Origin of the sequence: Acinetobacter sp. ANC 4654 (genome assembly GCF_002135425.1) — a bacterium.
Classification (GTDB): domain Bacteria; phylum Pseudomonadota; class Gammaproteobacteria; order Pseudomonadales; family Moraxellaceae; genus Acinetobacter; species Acinetobacter kyonggiensis.
In genome coordinates this window covers 174827-189729 of sequence record NZ_NEGL01000001.1, presented here as the reverse complement: position 1 = coordinate 189729, position 14903 = coordinate 174827, and the positions used below count along the sequence as shown (strand labels likewise).

At 39.9% G+C, this 14903-nt stretch carries 14 protein-coding genes and 1 tRNA gene; 11 read left to right on the top strand and 4 right to left on the bottom strand.

What is annotated here, in order from left to right; genetic code table 11:
* The first annotated feature begins 10 nt into the window (after positions 1–10).
* From nirD to B9T24_RS00880, 11 genes are all read left to right on the top strand, one after another.
* The gene (gene nirD / locus B9T24_RS00930; RefSeq protein WP_086164086.1) at positions 11–1630 is read left to right on the top strand and encodes a nitrite reductase small subunit NirD; all 1620 of its coding nucleotides are present in this window, start codon (positions 11–13) and stop codon (positions 1628–1630) included.
* A 269-nt stretch (positions 1631–1899) separates the two neighbouring features.
* The gene (locus tag B9T24_RS00925) at positions 1900–4680 is read left to right on the top strand and encodes a nitrate reductase (protein WP_086164085.1); all 2781 of its coding nucleotides are present in this window, start codon (positions 1900–1902) and stop codon (positions 4678–4680) included.
* Positions 4677–5303, top strand: a complete 627-nt coding sequence (gene mobA, locus B9T24_RS00920) for a molybdenum cofactor guanylyltransferase (RefSeq protein ID WP_086164084.1) — start codon at positions 4677–4679, stop codon at positions 5301–5303. The genes B9T24_RS00925 and mobA overlap by 4 nt, the downstream gene beginning before the upstream one ends.
* Positions 5304–5436: 133 nt before the next feature.
* Positions 5437–6489 (top strand): GTP 3',8-cyclase MoaA, encoded by a 1053-nt coding sequence (gene moaA / locus B9T24_RS00915; protein WP_086164083.1) that lies wholly within the window; start codon positions 5437–5439, stop codon positions 6487–6489.
* A 1-nt stretch (position 6490) separates the two neighbouring features.
* Entirely contained in the window at positions 6491–6742 is a 252-nt protein-coding gene (locus tag B9T24_RS00910; RefSeq protein ID WP_086164082.1) for a MoaD/ThiS family protein, read from the top strand.
* A 1-nt stretch (position 6743) separates the two neighbouring features.
* Complete coding sequence (locus B9T24_RS00905; protein WP_086164081.1) at positions 6744–7256, top strand: molybdenum cofactor biosynthesis protein MoaE; 513 nt, start codon at positions 6744–6746, stop codon at positions 7254–7256.
* Between the two features lie 85 nt (positions 7257–7341).
* Positions 7342–8265 (top strand): bifunctional molybdenum cofactor biosynthesis protein MoaC/MoaB, encoded by a 924-nt coding sequence (gene moaCB / locus B9T24_RS00900; protein WP_086164080.1) that lies wholly within the window; start codon positions 7342–7344, stop codon positions 8263–8265.
* A gap of 8 nt (positions 8266–8273) precedes the next feature.
* Complete coding sequence (locus B9T24_RS00895; RefSeq protein ID WP_086164079.1) at positions 8274–9506, top strand: molybdopterin molybdotransferase MoeA; 1233 nt, start codon at positions 8274–8276, stop codon at positions 9504–9506.
* Positions 9507–9581: 75 nt separating this feature from the next.
* Positions 9582–10340, top strand: coding sequence for a molybdate ABC transporter substrate-binding protein (gene modA / locus B9T24_RS00890; protein WP_086164078.1), 759 nt, complete (start codon positions 9582–9584; stop codon positions 10338–10340).
* Positions 10341–10362: 22 nt separating this feature from the next.
* Entirely contained in the window at positions 10363–11046 is a 684-nt protein-coding gene (gene modB, locus B9T24_RS00885) for a molybdate ABC transporter permease subunit (protein WP_086164077.1), read from the top strand.
* A 1-nt stretch (position 11047) separates the two neighbouring features.
* On the top strand, positions 11048–11716 hold the full coding sequence (locus B9T24_RS00880) for an ATP-binding cassette domain-containing protein (RefSeq protein ID WP_086164076.1): 669 nt from the start codon (positions 11048–11050) through the stop codon (positions 11714–11716).
* A 51-nt stretch (positions 11717–11767) separates the two neighbouring features.
* Here B9T24_RS00880 and B9T24_RS00875 read toward each other — a convergent pair whose 3' ends face one another.
* The 4 genes from B9T24_RS00875 to cysS all read right to left on the bottom strand — a co-directional run bounded on the left by B9T24_RS00875 (position 11768) and on the right by cysS (position 14695).
* The gene (locus B9T24_RS00875; protein ID WP_004651671.1) at positions 11768–12154 is read right to left on the bottom strand and encodes a carboxymuconolactone decarboxylase family protein; all 387 of its coding nucleotides are present in this window, start codon (positions 12152–12154) and stop codon (positions 11768–11770) included.
* Between the two features lie 182 nt (positions 12155–12336).
* Entirely contained in the window at positions 12337–12786 is a 450-nt protein-coding gene (locus B9T24_RS00870; protein ID WP_086164075.1) for a universal stress protein, read from the bottom strand.
* A gap of 347 nt (positions 12787–13133) precedes the next feature.
* Positions 13134–13209: transfer RNA gene (locus B9T24_RS00865), tRNA-Gly, on the bottom strand.
* Positions 13210–13273: 64 nt separating this feature from the next.
* Complete coding sequence (gene cysS / locus B9T24_RS00860; RefSeq protein ID WP_086164074.1) at positions 13274–14695, bottom strand: cysteine--tRNA ligase; 1422 nt, start codon at positions 14693–14695, stop codon at positions 13274–13276.
* Positions 14696–14903 lie beyond the last annotated feature (208 nt).

The following is a 14903-nucleotide window of genomic DNA, read 5'->3' as shown; positions in this document are numbered from 1 at the left end:
GAGAATAAATATGACGATTTTAAAAGAAATGAATGCGACAGATGAATTGGACTGGATTGAAATTTGTCATTTAGATGACATCACGCCTAATACTGGTGTTGGTGCAATGCTTGATGAGCAGCAAATTGCCTTATTCCGTGTCGGCCATGAAAAACGTGTTTATGCCTTAAGTAACCAAGACCCGTTTAGTCAAGCCTTTGTTATGTCACGCGGGATTTTGGGTGATTTGCAAGGTGAGCGTGTGGTGGCATCGCCTATTTATAAGCAGCATTTCAGTTTAGCCACAGGACGCTGCTTGGAAGACAAAAATCAAAAATTGTTGGTGTTTCCAAGCAAAATTGAAGAGGGTCGTGTTTTTGTTAGCCCAACGGCACAAAAAACCTATATTACCAATAATGGCACTTCGCAAGAAAAGATGAAATTGGTCTTGGTTGGGAACGGTTTAGCAGGGATGCGCTGCCTTGAAGATTTACTCGATATGGCGCCAGATCGCTATGAAGTGACCGTGATTGGTGAGGAACCGTGGGGTAACTACAACCGTATCATGCTTTCACCGGTGTTATCGGGTGATAAAAGCATTGAAGATATTATGCTGCATCCGCATGCATGGTATAGCGATAAAGGGATTCACTTTATTGCTGGTGATGCTGCGGTGAAAATTGACCGCCCACGTAAACAAGTCCATACAGAAAAAGGCATAGTGGTCGATTATGACCGATTAATTCTTGCCACAGGTTCTAAGCCATTTATTCCACCCATTAAAGGTTCAGATTTAAAAGGTGTATTGAGCTTCCGTGATATTTATGATGTGAATACCATGCTGGAGTACTGCAAAAATAAGAAAAATGCGGTGGTGATTGGTGGCGGATTACTCGGGCTTGAAGCGGCTTATGGGTTAAAACAACGCGGCATGAACGTCACCGTGTTGCACTTGATGGATCGTATTATGGATCGTCAACTGGATGCACGAGCAAGTGCTTTACTGAAACAAAGTATCGAAGCCAAAGGTATTCCAGTATTGACTGAAGCCAATACAGAAGAACTGATTGGTCAAGATGGTCATGTGAGCCAACTGCGCTTAAAAGATGGCACTGTATTAGAGGCCGATTTTGTAGTTTTTGCAGTCGGGATTCGTCCAAATATGACACTGGCACAAAGTGCAGGTTTACGTTGTAATCGTGGCGTGATGGTGAATGACACCATGCAAACTTTTGACCCGAGCATTTATGCGGTGGGTGAATGTATTGAGCATCGTAATCAAACTTTTGGCTTGGTTGAACCACTGTGGGGACAAGCATTTATTTGTGCCTCACATTTGGCTGAACATGGTAGCTTAACCTTTAAAGCACCGACCGTTCCAACACAGCTTAAAGTCAGTGGTTGTGATGTGTTTTCCGCAGGTAACTTTGAACCCGCTGATGATTATGAAGATATCATTTTGAATGATGAAAAACGTCATATTTATAAACGTATTATTATTCAGCAAGATAAAGTGATTGGTGCGGTATTGTTTGGTGATACCGAAGATGGTGCATGGTATGCAGAGTTAATTGCAGATCAAACACCTATTTCTTCAATTCGCAATAAATTGTTATTTGGTAAAGATTTTGCATTAAAACAAGCAGGTTGAGAAAAATCAAATTTTTTAATGCACTGAATAAGAGACGCGGAAACGTCATCCGCAACTGTTTGAGTCAGGAAGAAATATGAAAACTCATGTTTCTGCGAAATTTTTGATAAATGACGGACGTGAACGAGTTTTGCGGATGACAATGGTTTTGCCTACTTTTCCCGAAAGAAAAGTAGGTCGAACCGAAGGTTGATCCAGAAAAATGAGTTTTATTGAAAAGACACCGTTTTAATGAATCTATTTGTATATTTCAAAATTAAGGAGTTTCTATGAATAGTATCCCTGTGATGGAACTGCATAGCTCCACAGAATTATTGACGAAAAAGACAAATACCACTTGTCCTTATTGTGGTGTGGGTTGTGGTGTGACTGCAACCGTGCAGGAGACAGCGTCAGGTCAGAAAGTGACTGTTGAAGGCGATATTACCCATCCTTCCAATTACGGCAAGTTGTGTATTAAAGGCAGTAATTTGGCAGATACTTTGGGCTTAGAAACCCGTGTACTTGAGCCGATGATGGGGCGCAAGGCACAACGAAAATTGGGTGATTGGGATACTGCGATTACAAAAATTGCAGATCAATTTCAGCACTGTATAGATCAATATGGTCGTGACAGCATTGCCTTTTATGTGTCAGGTCAGTTGCTGACGGAAGACTATTATGTGGTGAATAAGTTCGTCAAAGGTTATTTGGGTACGGCTAATATAGATACCAATTCACGTCTTTGTATGTCATCGGCCGTTGCTGCCCATAAACGTGCTTTTGGGGAAGATATTGTCCCAGCAAGTTATGAGGATTTTGAACATACCGACATGGTGGTTTTGGTGGGTTCAAATACTGCATGGTGTCATCCAGTATTGTATCAACGCATCATGAAGGCCAAAGAACAACGCGATTTGTTTGTGGTCGTGGTTGATCCTCGTTTTACCAGCACCTGTGAAGCAGCCGACTTACATTTACCGATTTTACCGGGGCAAGATGTCGCGTTATTTAATGGCTTATTACAATACCTATCGAAAAATGGTCATGCCGATCAAGCGTTTATTACTGAACATACCCAAGGTCTAGCGCAAGCACTGGTACAGAGTGAAAGTGAATCTCTCATTGAAAATGTGGCGACACGCACAGGAATTTCTGTCGAAAAATTGCAGACTTTCTATGAAAAATTTGCCAATACTTCAAAAGTGATGACACTGTTTTCGATGGGGGTGAATCAATCTTCGCAAGGGGTCAATAAGGCCAATAGTATTACCAACTGCCATTTATTGACTGGAAAAATAGGCAAATTGGGTGCTGCACCATTTTCGATGACAGGACAACCCAATGCCATGGGTGGGCGTGAAGTGGGTGGGCTAGCAAATATGTTGGCGGCGCATTTAGAATTGGAAAATGAAAACCATCAACAATTGGTGCAAAATTTTTGGCACAGTCCGTATATTGCCAAGCAAGCTGGCTTTAAAGCAGTTGATTTATTTCATGCGGTTGAAAGTGGCAAAATTAAAGCCATTTGGATTATGGCAACCAATCCTGTGGTCAGTTTACCCGATGCTGATCAGGTGAAACGTGCTTTAGAGCAATGTGAATTTGTGGTGGTCTCTGATATTTGTATCGATACCGACACCACGCAATATGCTGATGTCTTATTACCTGCACTAGGTTGGGGCGAAAAAGAGGGTACAGTCACCAATTCTGAGCGTCGTATTTCCAGACAACGTGCCTTTTTAGCGCAGCCAAGTGAGGCAAAGGCAGACTGGTGGGCCATTAGTCAGGTGGCGAAAAAATTAGGCTTTGATGGTTTTGATTTTAAAAATAGCCATGACATTTTCTTAGAGCATGCACGATTATCATCAGATCAAAATTCAGATTTAGAACAGCGCAGTGAAACACCGAATTTTCGTTATTTTAATTTAAACGGTTTAACGGATTTAACCGCAACTGAATATGACGAACTAAAGCCTGTTCAATGGCCAGTATGGACTAAACAGCAGCCAGAGGGCGCGGTGGCACGACTGTATGCAACGGGACAATTTAGCCATGCCGATGCTAAAGCGAAATTTATTGCTATTACGGCAATCAATCCCGTTAATTCAGTGTGTAAAGAATTTCCTTTGGTTTTAAATACGGGGCGGATTCGTGATCAATGGCACACCATGAGTCGAACAGGTTTATCTGCTAATTTAAGTACTCATCGTGCAGAGCCGTATTGTGAAATTCATCCACAAGATGCGTTGAAATATGGCGTTAAAGATGGTGAATTGGTTGAGGTGAAATCGAACTGGGGCAATTGCGTATTACGTGCGATGGTCAGTGATGATATTCGCCGTGGACAAGTTTTTGCACCGATTCACTGGAATGACCAAGTGGCATCCGATGCCCGCATTGGTAAAGTGGTCAATCCTGTTGTGGATGCCATTTCAGGTGAACCTGAGTTTAAACATACGCCAGTGATCATCCATCCATTTTATAGCCAATGGCAAGGCGTGTTTTATGTGCGTCAAGGCTTTGAAAAAATTGTGCAATCGTCAATTGAAAGCACAGTGTGGTGGACTAAAATTATAACGGCTAAAGCTACGCGATATGAAGTGGCAGATCGTAAAAAATTTACCCAGACCACAGAACATTTAAAAGAGCTATTACCGTTTCACGATGAAAGTTTTGAATGGCTGAATATTGAAGACCAGACTGCGCATATCAGTCATAGTGTGGTGCTGAAAGATGGTCATTTGATTGCAAGTTTATATATTGCACCTAAAGCGTTATTGCCAGATCGTGATTGGGTGGCAAGTCTGTTTAAACGTGAACGATTAAGTGCTATGCACCGTAAAGCTTTGCTTGCAGGACAGCCGATGTCGATGGCCAATAATGAAGGGCCGTTGGTTTGTAGTTGTTTTAAAGTCGGTAAAAACCGCATTATTGAAACCATTAAAAGCAAAAATATTACCGATGAGAAGCAAGTCACAGCCTGTTTAAAAGCTGGGGGCAATTGTGGTTCATGTTTACCTGAAATTCGTGGCTTGATTAAAGCCTGTCAAACGGAGGCGGTTGAATGAAAAATAGTGTTAAAAATTCAATTTATCCCGATACTGATTTGGTGATTTTGGCTGGTGGGCAAGCTCGACGGATGAATGGTCTGAATAAGTTATTACAAAAATTTGATGATCAAATTCAACTGATTAAAATCCATCAACAGCTTAAATCTGATGTTGCACAAGTATGGATCAACAGTCATCGGGATTATTCGATTTATCAAAAGATTATTCCCAGTATTCATTGCTATCAGGATGATGAACATGGTTTTTTAGGTCCACTCATGGGAATGAAAAGCGCATGGTCACATGTACAAGCAGACTATGTGCTGTTTGTACCCTGCGATGTGACCTACATTCCTCCAAAAGTTATTTTTAAATTACATCTGGCTTTGGCTAAAAATAGTTTGGCGGAAGTTGCTTATGCGGAAATAAATGGCAAAGCACTGTATCCATTTTGCTTGGTTAAACGCAGTAGTTTGGCGCACCTGAGTGATTGTCTTGAGCAAAAACAGCGCAGTTTAAGGCATTGTTTTGCAGAATTGCACGCTCAAGTGGCACATTTTACCAACCATGCCTTATTTTTTCACAGTATTAACTCACCCGATGAGCTGCAACAGCATCAACAAATTAAATTTCTACATTAAAGCGCGATATTTTACCTTTGGCACAAAGTTGGAACACTTATTGCAGATCTAATAATAATAAGATTGGGCGATTTAAAACTTTTGCACACTATTTGTGCAGTAATGACCTAATGCCTGAAGATGGATGTTCAACATGAATATGATGACACAACTTAAAAGCAATGCATTATTTGTCGATCAATTCGGTCGTGGTAAGCGAAAACTGCGCATTTCAGTGACTGATCGCTGTAATTTTAAGTGTGTCTACTGTATGCCTGAACACCCAGAATGGATGAAAAAACACGATTTACTCAGCTTTGAAGAGCTTTATCAGTTTTGTGACTTTATGGTGCGCCGTGGTATTGAATTTATTCGTATTACAGGTGGTGAGCCACTCATGCGTCAGGGCGTGGTACATTTTGTTGCACAACTACAAAACTTAAAGCCGCTCGGGCTAAAGCGGATTTCCATGACCAGCAATGCGCATTATTTAAAACAATATGCACAGGCGTTAAAGCAAGCAGGTCTAGATGACCTGAACATTAGTTTAGACAGTTTGGATGCGAGCCAATTTAAACAACTGACTCAAAAAGATTTAGCACCTGTACTTGATGGAATTCGTGCGGCTCAAGCGGTAGAGCTCCCAATAAAAATTAATACTGTATTAATGAATGGGATAAATGAAAATCAAATTTTGCCTTTGGCGCGTTGGTCAATTCAGCAGCAAATTGTTTTACGTTTTATTGAGTTTATGCCGCTCGATGGTGATCGAAAATGGTCAACTGAACATGTGGTGAGTGAGCAACAAATTTTAGAAACTTTAGCCACTGAGTTTACAGTGACTAAGCAAGCACATGGTTCGACTCAGGCCACTTCAGATCCCGCAAGACAGCATTTTATTGATGGTCATCCAATTGGCATTATTTCCACCATTACCAACTCGTTTTGTGGAACGTGTGATCGGGTGCGTTTAACCGCACAAGGCGAGTTTTATAATTGCCTCTTTACTCCGCAAGGGTTGAAGTTAAAAACACAAATTAAAGCCTTGACCTTAAAAACAGCGTCAAGTGAAGTGAATTTAAACGATGCTTTATTTACCTATATCTGGCACAAAGAACAGGGTTATCACGCGATAGAACAGCGCTTGAAAAATCAAAGCTTGGATAAAAGCAGTCGAAAAATTAGTATGCACATGATTGGAGGTTAAGATGTCACAAATCAAAATCAAAATTGAAGCCTTCGGTGCGGTAGAGCGACAGTTACCGCAAAATTTAGAAATCATATGCAGCCTAAACAGCACAATTACGGATGTCTTGGCTCAAGTTGGGCAAGCCTATCCAGCTGCTTTAGCGATGATCGAGCGTTGTGCCTGTGCTATGGGTGAGGACATTATTTCACGTCAGACCGAACTTCGCTCGGACAGTACCTTAGTGCTACTTTCACCCGTGGCAGGAGGTTAAGATGGAAGAGTTAAAACAATTTTCACGAATTCAAGATACTGCATTAACGCTAGAAAGCTTTGATCAAATTCAACATTTTCCTGAATGTGGTGGTATTGGTATTTTTATTGGTACGGTGCGTAACCATCATGAAGGCAAAGCGGTGAAGGCATTGAAATATACTGCTTATGCACCGGTGTCGGAAAAAATGATTCGTCAAATAGAACAAGAAATTCAAGCCAAATATGCGGTGTCCTATGTCCGGGTTATTCACCGCATTGGCGCTTTAGATATTGGTGAAAAAGCCATTATTGCGATTGCTTATGCGGCACATCGTCGTGAAGCCTTTGCCGCTTGTGAAGAAGCAGTAGAGCGTGTGAAACATGAAGTGCCCGTTTGGAAAGAAGAATTCTATATGGATGGCAGTAGTCAGTATGTGGAAGGCTGTTGTATTCGTAAGGACGATGTAGATGAGCCACATTCACATCATCATGCAGTCAACACACATGAACATGATCAACATTGTCATCATTAAATTGAGAATGATTTAATAATTTATCATCCTTTATTTAAGCCCCAAAACTTAACTTTACTGTAAAAATAAATGATAGGAACATGCAATGAAAAATGTTGGGATGAAAGCAGAGAGTTATCGTACTGCAGTGGCAACAGGTATTTTGCATGCTCCGCCACATTGCATTGAGCTTCTGCGTAATGGCAATACGGAAAAAGGCGATGCGCTTAAAACTGCACGGATTGCAGGTATTTTAGCAGCGAAACGTACCGATGAGCTGATTCCACTCTGTCATCCACTACCAATTTACCGTGCCGATGTAGATTTTGAACTCTTTGAAAATTATGTGGAAATTATTGCCACAGTTGAAACTATTGGCCCGACTGGCGTAGAAATGGAAGCATTAACTGCGGTCAGCCTTGCGGGCTTAACCCTGTACGATATGTTAAAACCACATTGTGAACCTGAAGATTTATGTTTGGATCAATGTAAATTACAAAAGAAAAAAGGCGGTAAGTCTCACTTTACTCGTGTGTTAAAAGAAAGTTTGTCAGCATCTATTATTGTGTTATCCGATACTGTAGCGGCAGGGAAGAAACCAGATACAGCAGGACAAAATGTCTTAGAAATTTTACAAGAAGCCAATTTTAGTCAGATTGCTTATCAAGTGATTCCAGACAGTCCAGAACAATTATTGGCACTGATTGAACAGCAAAAAAATAATTATCCGCTGATTTTAACCGTGGGTGGGACAGGCTTAGGCCCGAAAGATTTAACCGTAGAAACTATTCAGCCTTTATTAAAACGGGAAATACCGGGGCTAATGGAAGCTTCACGTAGTTTTGGACAAAAACGTACGCCTTATGCGGCTTTAAGCCGTGGTGTTGCGGGTTATATCGACCATAGCTTGGTGCTGACTTTACCGGGCAGCCGACAAGGTGCTCAAGAATCTTTGATTGCGATTCTTCCTGCCTTAGTACATTTATTTGATGTGCAAAAAAATATCCCACATCAAGGTGGCTATCAATGAGTAGCAGCATGTCAGCATGCGGAGCAGAACAGGGCTTGATTACAGTCGATCAGGCTTTGGCTTTAATTTTGGATAACGCTCAAGTTTTAGCGACGGAACAGCTCGGTTTAGATCAAGCTTTAAATCGCTATTTAGCTGAAGATGTTTATTCTCAAATTAATCTGCCGTTATTTTCCCAAAGTGCAGTGGATGGTTATGCGCTGTGTGCACCATCGACAATTGAGCCGAAGAGTTCATTTGAATTGGTGGGAGAGATTCAGGCAGGTCATGGCTCTGAGTTACAGTTAAAACAAGGACAGGCAGCGCGGATTTTCACGGGGGCAAAAATTCCTGTGGGTACGACCACCGTAGCGCGTCAAGAAATTGTGAGCGTTATTGATTCATCTAGCATTGAAATTACAGAGAACTTAAAAGCCCATAGCGATATTCGAGACGTTGGTGAAGAAATTTCTATAGGTGAATTACTGGCAAGTCAAGGGCAGCAACTCTCTGTGGGAGCAATTGCATCTTTGAGCATGGCAGGTGTTCAAACGGTTCAGGTTTTTCAATATCCCAAAGTGGCGGTGGTGATTACGGGCGATGAGGTGGCAGTTTCAGTTGAGGATTTTGCATCAGGTAAAATTTTTGATGCCAATGCACCCTTAATTCAAGCGTGGTTTCAGCAGCAATCTCAACAGGTCGAAATTTTTCATGTGGCAGATACTGAACATGCCGTTACAGCATTAATTCAAATGCTCTCTCAAGATTATGACCTTATTTTAACCACAGGCGGGGTATCGGTTGGCGATTATGATTTTATTCGACCCGTCACGTTAGCTTTAGGTTTTGAGCAAATTTTCTGGAAAGTCAAACAAAAACCGGGCAAACCTATCTTCTTTGCGACCTTAGCGAGAGCGGATCGTTCGGCTTGTTATTTACTCGGATTGCCGGGTAATCCTGCCGCTGTTTATATGGGGATGCAAATTTATACTTCGACTTTGCTGAATGCGTTACAAGGTCAAAAGCAGCCGCCGAACTGGTTTAGTGCAGTACTGTCACATGATTTGAAAATGGATGCACGAGAACGCTTTTTAAGGATGTCCGCCAGTTTTGAGCAGTCTGTCCTTAAGGTCAAAAGTTTGTCTAAACAACAATCACATATGCTGAGTAATTTAATGCAAGCCAATTGTTTAGTGCGGATACCTGCGGGAGAAAGTATGTTTGAAGGTCAAATTGTGCAAGGTATTTTTATTCACTCGTGATTTTACCATTACTCACTTAAATTTATTCAATCAGGCATTGATCAAATCACACCATATTTAAAATGACGGAAAGTAATGAAAAACTTAATATTTGGTACAGTACTCATTGGTGTATGCGGTACGCTTCAGGCAGAAACAGTTAAGATTTATGCTGCTGCAAGTTTGACCAATGCTATCACCGATATTGCCACACTTTATGAAAAACAATATCCAAAAACGGATATAGTTCCTGTTTTTGGCGCATCATCTGCTTTGGCAAAACAAGTAGAAGCAGGGGCAAATAGTGATATTTTTTTCTCTGCGGATTTAGATTGGATGAATTATCTGATTAAAAAACAGATCATTACCGAAAATAAAGCCCAACCTTTGTTGTTTAATCAATTGGTTTTAATTAGCCCGAAAAATTTACACATTCCATTTAAAGCCCAACCGAGTTTTAATTTCGCCCAATCGTTTAAAGGGCATTTATGTACAGGGCAAATGGAGTCTGTTCCTGTAGGAAAATATGCGAAACAAAGCCTACTGAAATTGAATTGGTTAGATGCTTTAAAAGGCCGTATTGTGGGTACAGATGATGTGCGTTCGGCTCTGGCTTTTGTAGAGCGAGGTGAATGTGAAGTTGGTATCGTCTATAAAACTGATGCACTAATTAGTCAAAAAGTGAAAATTATTGGAACCTTCCCAAGTCAATCACATAGTCCGATTGTGTATCCACTGGCATTGACTAAACAAGGTGAAAAAAATAAAGAAGCCGTTCAATTTGAAAAGTTTGTGAAACACAGTGCACAAGCCAAAACGGTCTTCCAGACATATGGTTTTAGTTTAAAACCCTAAGTAAATGAATGGGGGAGTGAGCATGTTCAGTCCAGAGGAACTTAGTGCACTTTATTTATCTGCCAAAGTTGCAGGCTTTGCCACATTGTTTTGCTTACCTTTTGCAGTTGCATTGGCGTGGTTACTTGCACGGCATGAATTTCGACTAAAATTTATTGTGGAAGCACTGCTACAACTACCGATGGTTTTACCTCCTGTCGTTTTAGGTTATTTACTTTTAGTTTTATTTGGTAATCAGGGATTGATTGGCCAGTATTTAAATGCGTTGGGTATTCAACTGGCATTTAACTGGAAAGGGGCAGTTTTAGCGTCCATGATTGTGGCATTTCCCTTGATGGTACAACCCATCCGTTTATCCTTTCAGTTGATGAATCAACAGCTCGAACAAATTGCGGGTTCACTCGGTGCAGCACCGTGGAAAGTGTTTTTGAGTATTAATTTACCGTTGGCTATTCCCGGAATAGTGATTGGCAGTATTTTATGTTTTAGTCGAAGTTTGGGTGAGTTTGGCGCAACCATCACTTTCGTTGGTAATATCCCCGATGAAACTCGGACTATTCCGATAGCAATTTATTCATTGCTACAACAACCCAATGGTGAAGAGATGGCAATGCGACTGGTGGCATTGTCTTTGATTTTGGCATTTAGCGCTTTAATTGCCAATTATTTTATTTTGCAAAAGTATCAACAAAAATTAGGAGCGTGATATGTTGAAGTGTAATTTTCAATATCAACATGCTGATTTTATGTTGAATGTTAAACTGGAAATGCAACAACAGCTTTTAGGGATTGTTGGTATATCTGGCTGCGGTAAAAGTACTCTATTAAAAAATATTGTGGGTTTATTAAAGCCAACACATGGGACAATTCAGTTTAATCAGCAGATTTTATTCGATAGCCAGCAAAAAATTCATGTACCGATGCATCAACGAAAAATTGCATTAATTTTTCAAAATGCATTGCTGTTTCCACATATGAATGTGCAGCAAAATCTTTGTTATGCAGAAAAATTAATTCCCCAATCTGAACGAAAATTTCAGTTTAATGACATCATTGCGTTGCTCGAACTGACACACTTATGTCAACGTAAAGCACATCAACTTTCTGGTGGAGAAGCACAACGCGTGTCGATTGGACGAGCATTGTTATCTTCTCCTCATTTATTGCTTTTAGATGAGCCATTAACGGGGTTGGATCATCAGTTAAAACAGCAAATTTTACCATTTTTAACGCGAATTAAAGATGAGTTAGATTTACCCATGATTTATGTGACGCATCATTTGGAAGAGTTGAAATATTTAAAAGCTGATATTTTGCAGTTAGATCAAGGGCAATTACAGCATAGGCAAAACCCAAAGGGTCTAATTATTGAGTGAAAAATAGCCTAAGCATGATACCCAAACTATTTTTATCCATTTCAAATGATACTATTCAGATTTTTGATAGTCATTAATCACTTCAAGCGCAGCACGAAAGGCTTCCTGTGTGGCTGGGGCACCGCAGTAAGGCAGACTATGAAGGAGCACTTCTTGAATTTCTTCTACAGTCGCACCGTTATTTAATGCACCGCGGACATGACCTTTAAGTTCTGTTGGGCTTTTTTGAGCAGTTAAGAACGCAATGGTAATCAATGAGCGATACTTACGGGGCAGCACACCTTCACGTTGCCAAGTTGAACCCCACGCATGTTCATTAATCCAGTCTTGTAAGGGTTGAGTGAAGGGCACCGTATTATCTTGTGCGCGTTTCACGAAAGATTCACCCATAACTTCAGTGCGAACTTTTAAACCATTTTCGAAGTCTTGTTGTGACATATTTTTACTCTGATCATGTCGATAAAAAACTGATCAAAGTTTATGCTTTAATGTTGTCAATGTGAATTGATTTATAATCTTAATTTAATTGAATTTTTTGAGTAAGCTACGTTTAAGTTACCAAATATTAAAAGTAAAAAATCAGCTCACATAAAGTGAGCTGGGGAACTGTGCATAAAATATTATTTTGTGTGTTTCATCACGAGTACGGGAACATGGCTGGAAGTCAGTATGTCTTGCGCAATACTGCCAATGAGCACTTTTTTTAAACCCGTACGACCATGTGAACCGACCACAATTAAGTCAACATTTAACTCATCCGCAAGTTTGGAAATACCATCACTTGGAGAGTGGCTGCTAATGAGCTTCGTCTCTGTTTCAATACCGTAGTCAGTAAATTTTTGATTGAGCTCAGCCAGAATATTTTTGGCATGCGCTTTTGCTGCCAGATAATAATCCGTTATGCCTGGTACATTTTTATAAAAACTAACGCTGGTTAAAGGGTCGAGCACAACAACACTCGCTATGGTGACTTTACTGCTTAATGCTTTCGCTAAAATAATCACTTGCTCAGCAGTCGCAATAGCAGTTGGGGAATCATCAACAGCAAGTAAGATGTGTTGGTAATTCATAACACTTTCCTCTTGTTTCAAGATTCTTTATCTAGCTCAAGATTAACATAGTGAACATGCTGTAATAAAAAAGGATAAAAATATATCTTTTTGCTTTCATCAAACTCATTGTATAGATCAGTGTTTTACTTGCTTGTTTAAGTAGATGAAGAAATATGTGGTTTCAAAGTCTTTGAGTTGTCGAATAATTTGTTTTTAGGATAAGGTGATTGCTGTATTAGGGCTTTAAAGTTTAGCTCATCATGGTTTGATGATGAATGTCATTCAAGATAGAAAAATACTCGGGGTTAGAGATAAAATTGGGATGAAAAAAAGCCCTTATCAATGATAAGGGCTTTTTCGTATTTTGGAGCGGGAAAAGAGACTCGAACTCTCGACCCCAACCTTGGCAAGGTTATGCTCTACCAACTGAGCTATTCCCGCTTTATGGAGTGCATTATAGAGCGTTTTATAAAACTGTCAACTCTCTATAAATTTGATTGTTTAATTAATCAGCACGACGCCAAATTGTACCTTGACGGGTATCTTCCAAAACAATGCCTTGATCAAGTAAAGATTGACGAATCTCATCAGCTTTGGCAAATTCTTTGGCTTTTTTGGCATCAACACGTTGTTGAATTAAATCTGTAATTTGTTCTTCAGATAAACCTAAAGCATCTTGACCAATATCAGACTTTAAAAATTCATCTACATTGTATTGAACCAAACCAAGAATATTGGTCAAGTGACGTAATGTTGAATAGTAAACAGTTGCCTGTTCAGCATTTTCATCTTTTACAGCGCGGTTGAGTTCTTTATTGATTTCAAACAATACAGCAATCGCTTCGGATGTATTAAAGTCATCACGCATAGCGGTATTAAAGCGTTCAACCAAAGTTGCATCTAAAGCTTCAGTGGTTTTTTCACCGTAGCTTTGTTGATACGCTTTAAATGAATGATAAAAACGACTGAGTGCATTTTTTGCTTCTTTTAATGCAAAGTCTGAAAAATTGACTGGGCTTCTATAGTGAGAAGAAACAATAAAGTAACGAATCACTTCAGGGTGAAATTTCTCCATCACATCACGAATGGTAAAAAAGTTGCCTAAAGATTTCGACATTTTTTCGCCATCAGAGTTAATAAAGCCGATATGCATCCAATAATTGACATATTGTTCATCTGTAGAGGCTTCAGATTGTGCAATTTCATTTTCATGATGTGGGAACATTAAGTCTGAACCACCGCCATGAATATCAAAATGGTTGCCTAAGCAGCAGGTAGACATGGCAGAACATTCAATATGCCAACCCGGGCGACCATTGCCCCAAGGCGAAGCCCAAGAAGGTTCATTTTCTTTGGCATGTTTCCAAAGCACAAAGTCAAAAGGATGTTTCTTTTCAACTTCGACATCGACACGTTCAGATGCACCTGCTTGCATATCTTCCAGTTTACGACCCGATAAACGACCATATTTGGCAAATTTTTCCACTTGGAAATAAACATCACCATTATTTGAAGGATAAGCTGTACCTTTATTGACTAAATTACCAATCATGTTTTGCATTTGATCAATATAGTCAGTGGCGCGTGGTGCTTCATCAGGTGCAGCACAACCAAGATTTGCAGCATCTTCATTCATGGCTTGAATAAAGCGATCTGTCAGTGCAGTAATGCTTTCGCCATTTTCATTGGCACGTTGAATAATTTTATCGTCAATGTCGGTAATATTACGAACGTATTTAACGCTCCAACCTTGACTGCGCAAGAACCGAATAATGTAGTCAAATGCAACCATGACTCGAGCATGTCCAATATGACAGTAGTCGTATACAGTCATACCACACACATACATGTCGATATGTCCTTCAACACGTGGAACAAATTCAACTTTTTTACGTTGCTCTGAGTTGTATAGAACAAATGGTTGCATAGCTCTTCAAAATAGGTCAATTAAATGGTAGCTCATCTTAACCTAAGCATTATTTTTCATAAAGTTTTATACGCTTTTTTTATAAGCTTGTGAAAAGTTGTACATTTAGAAACGTGAGATTTGCATAGATATGATAAAATTGCGAAAATTATTTTTGCTTGATTAGAGTCACTCTTTAAATAGAGTTAAGGTAAACCTACATTGAACC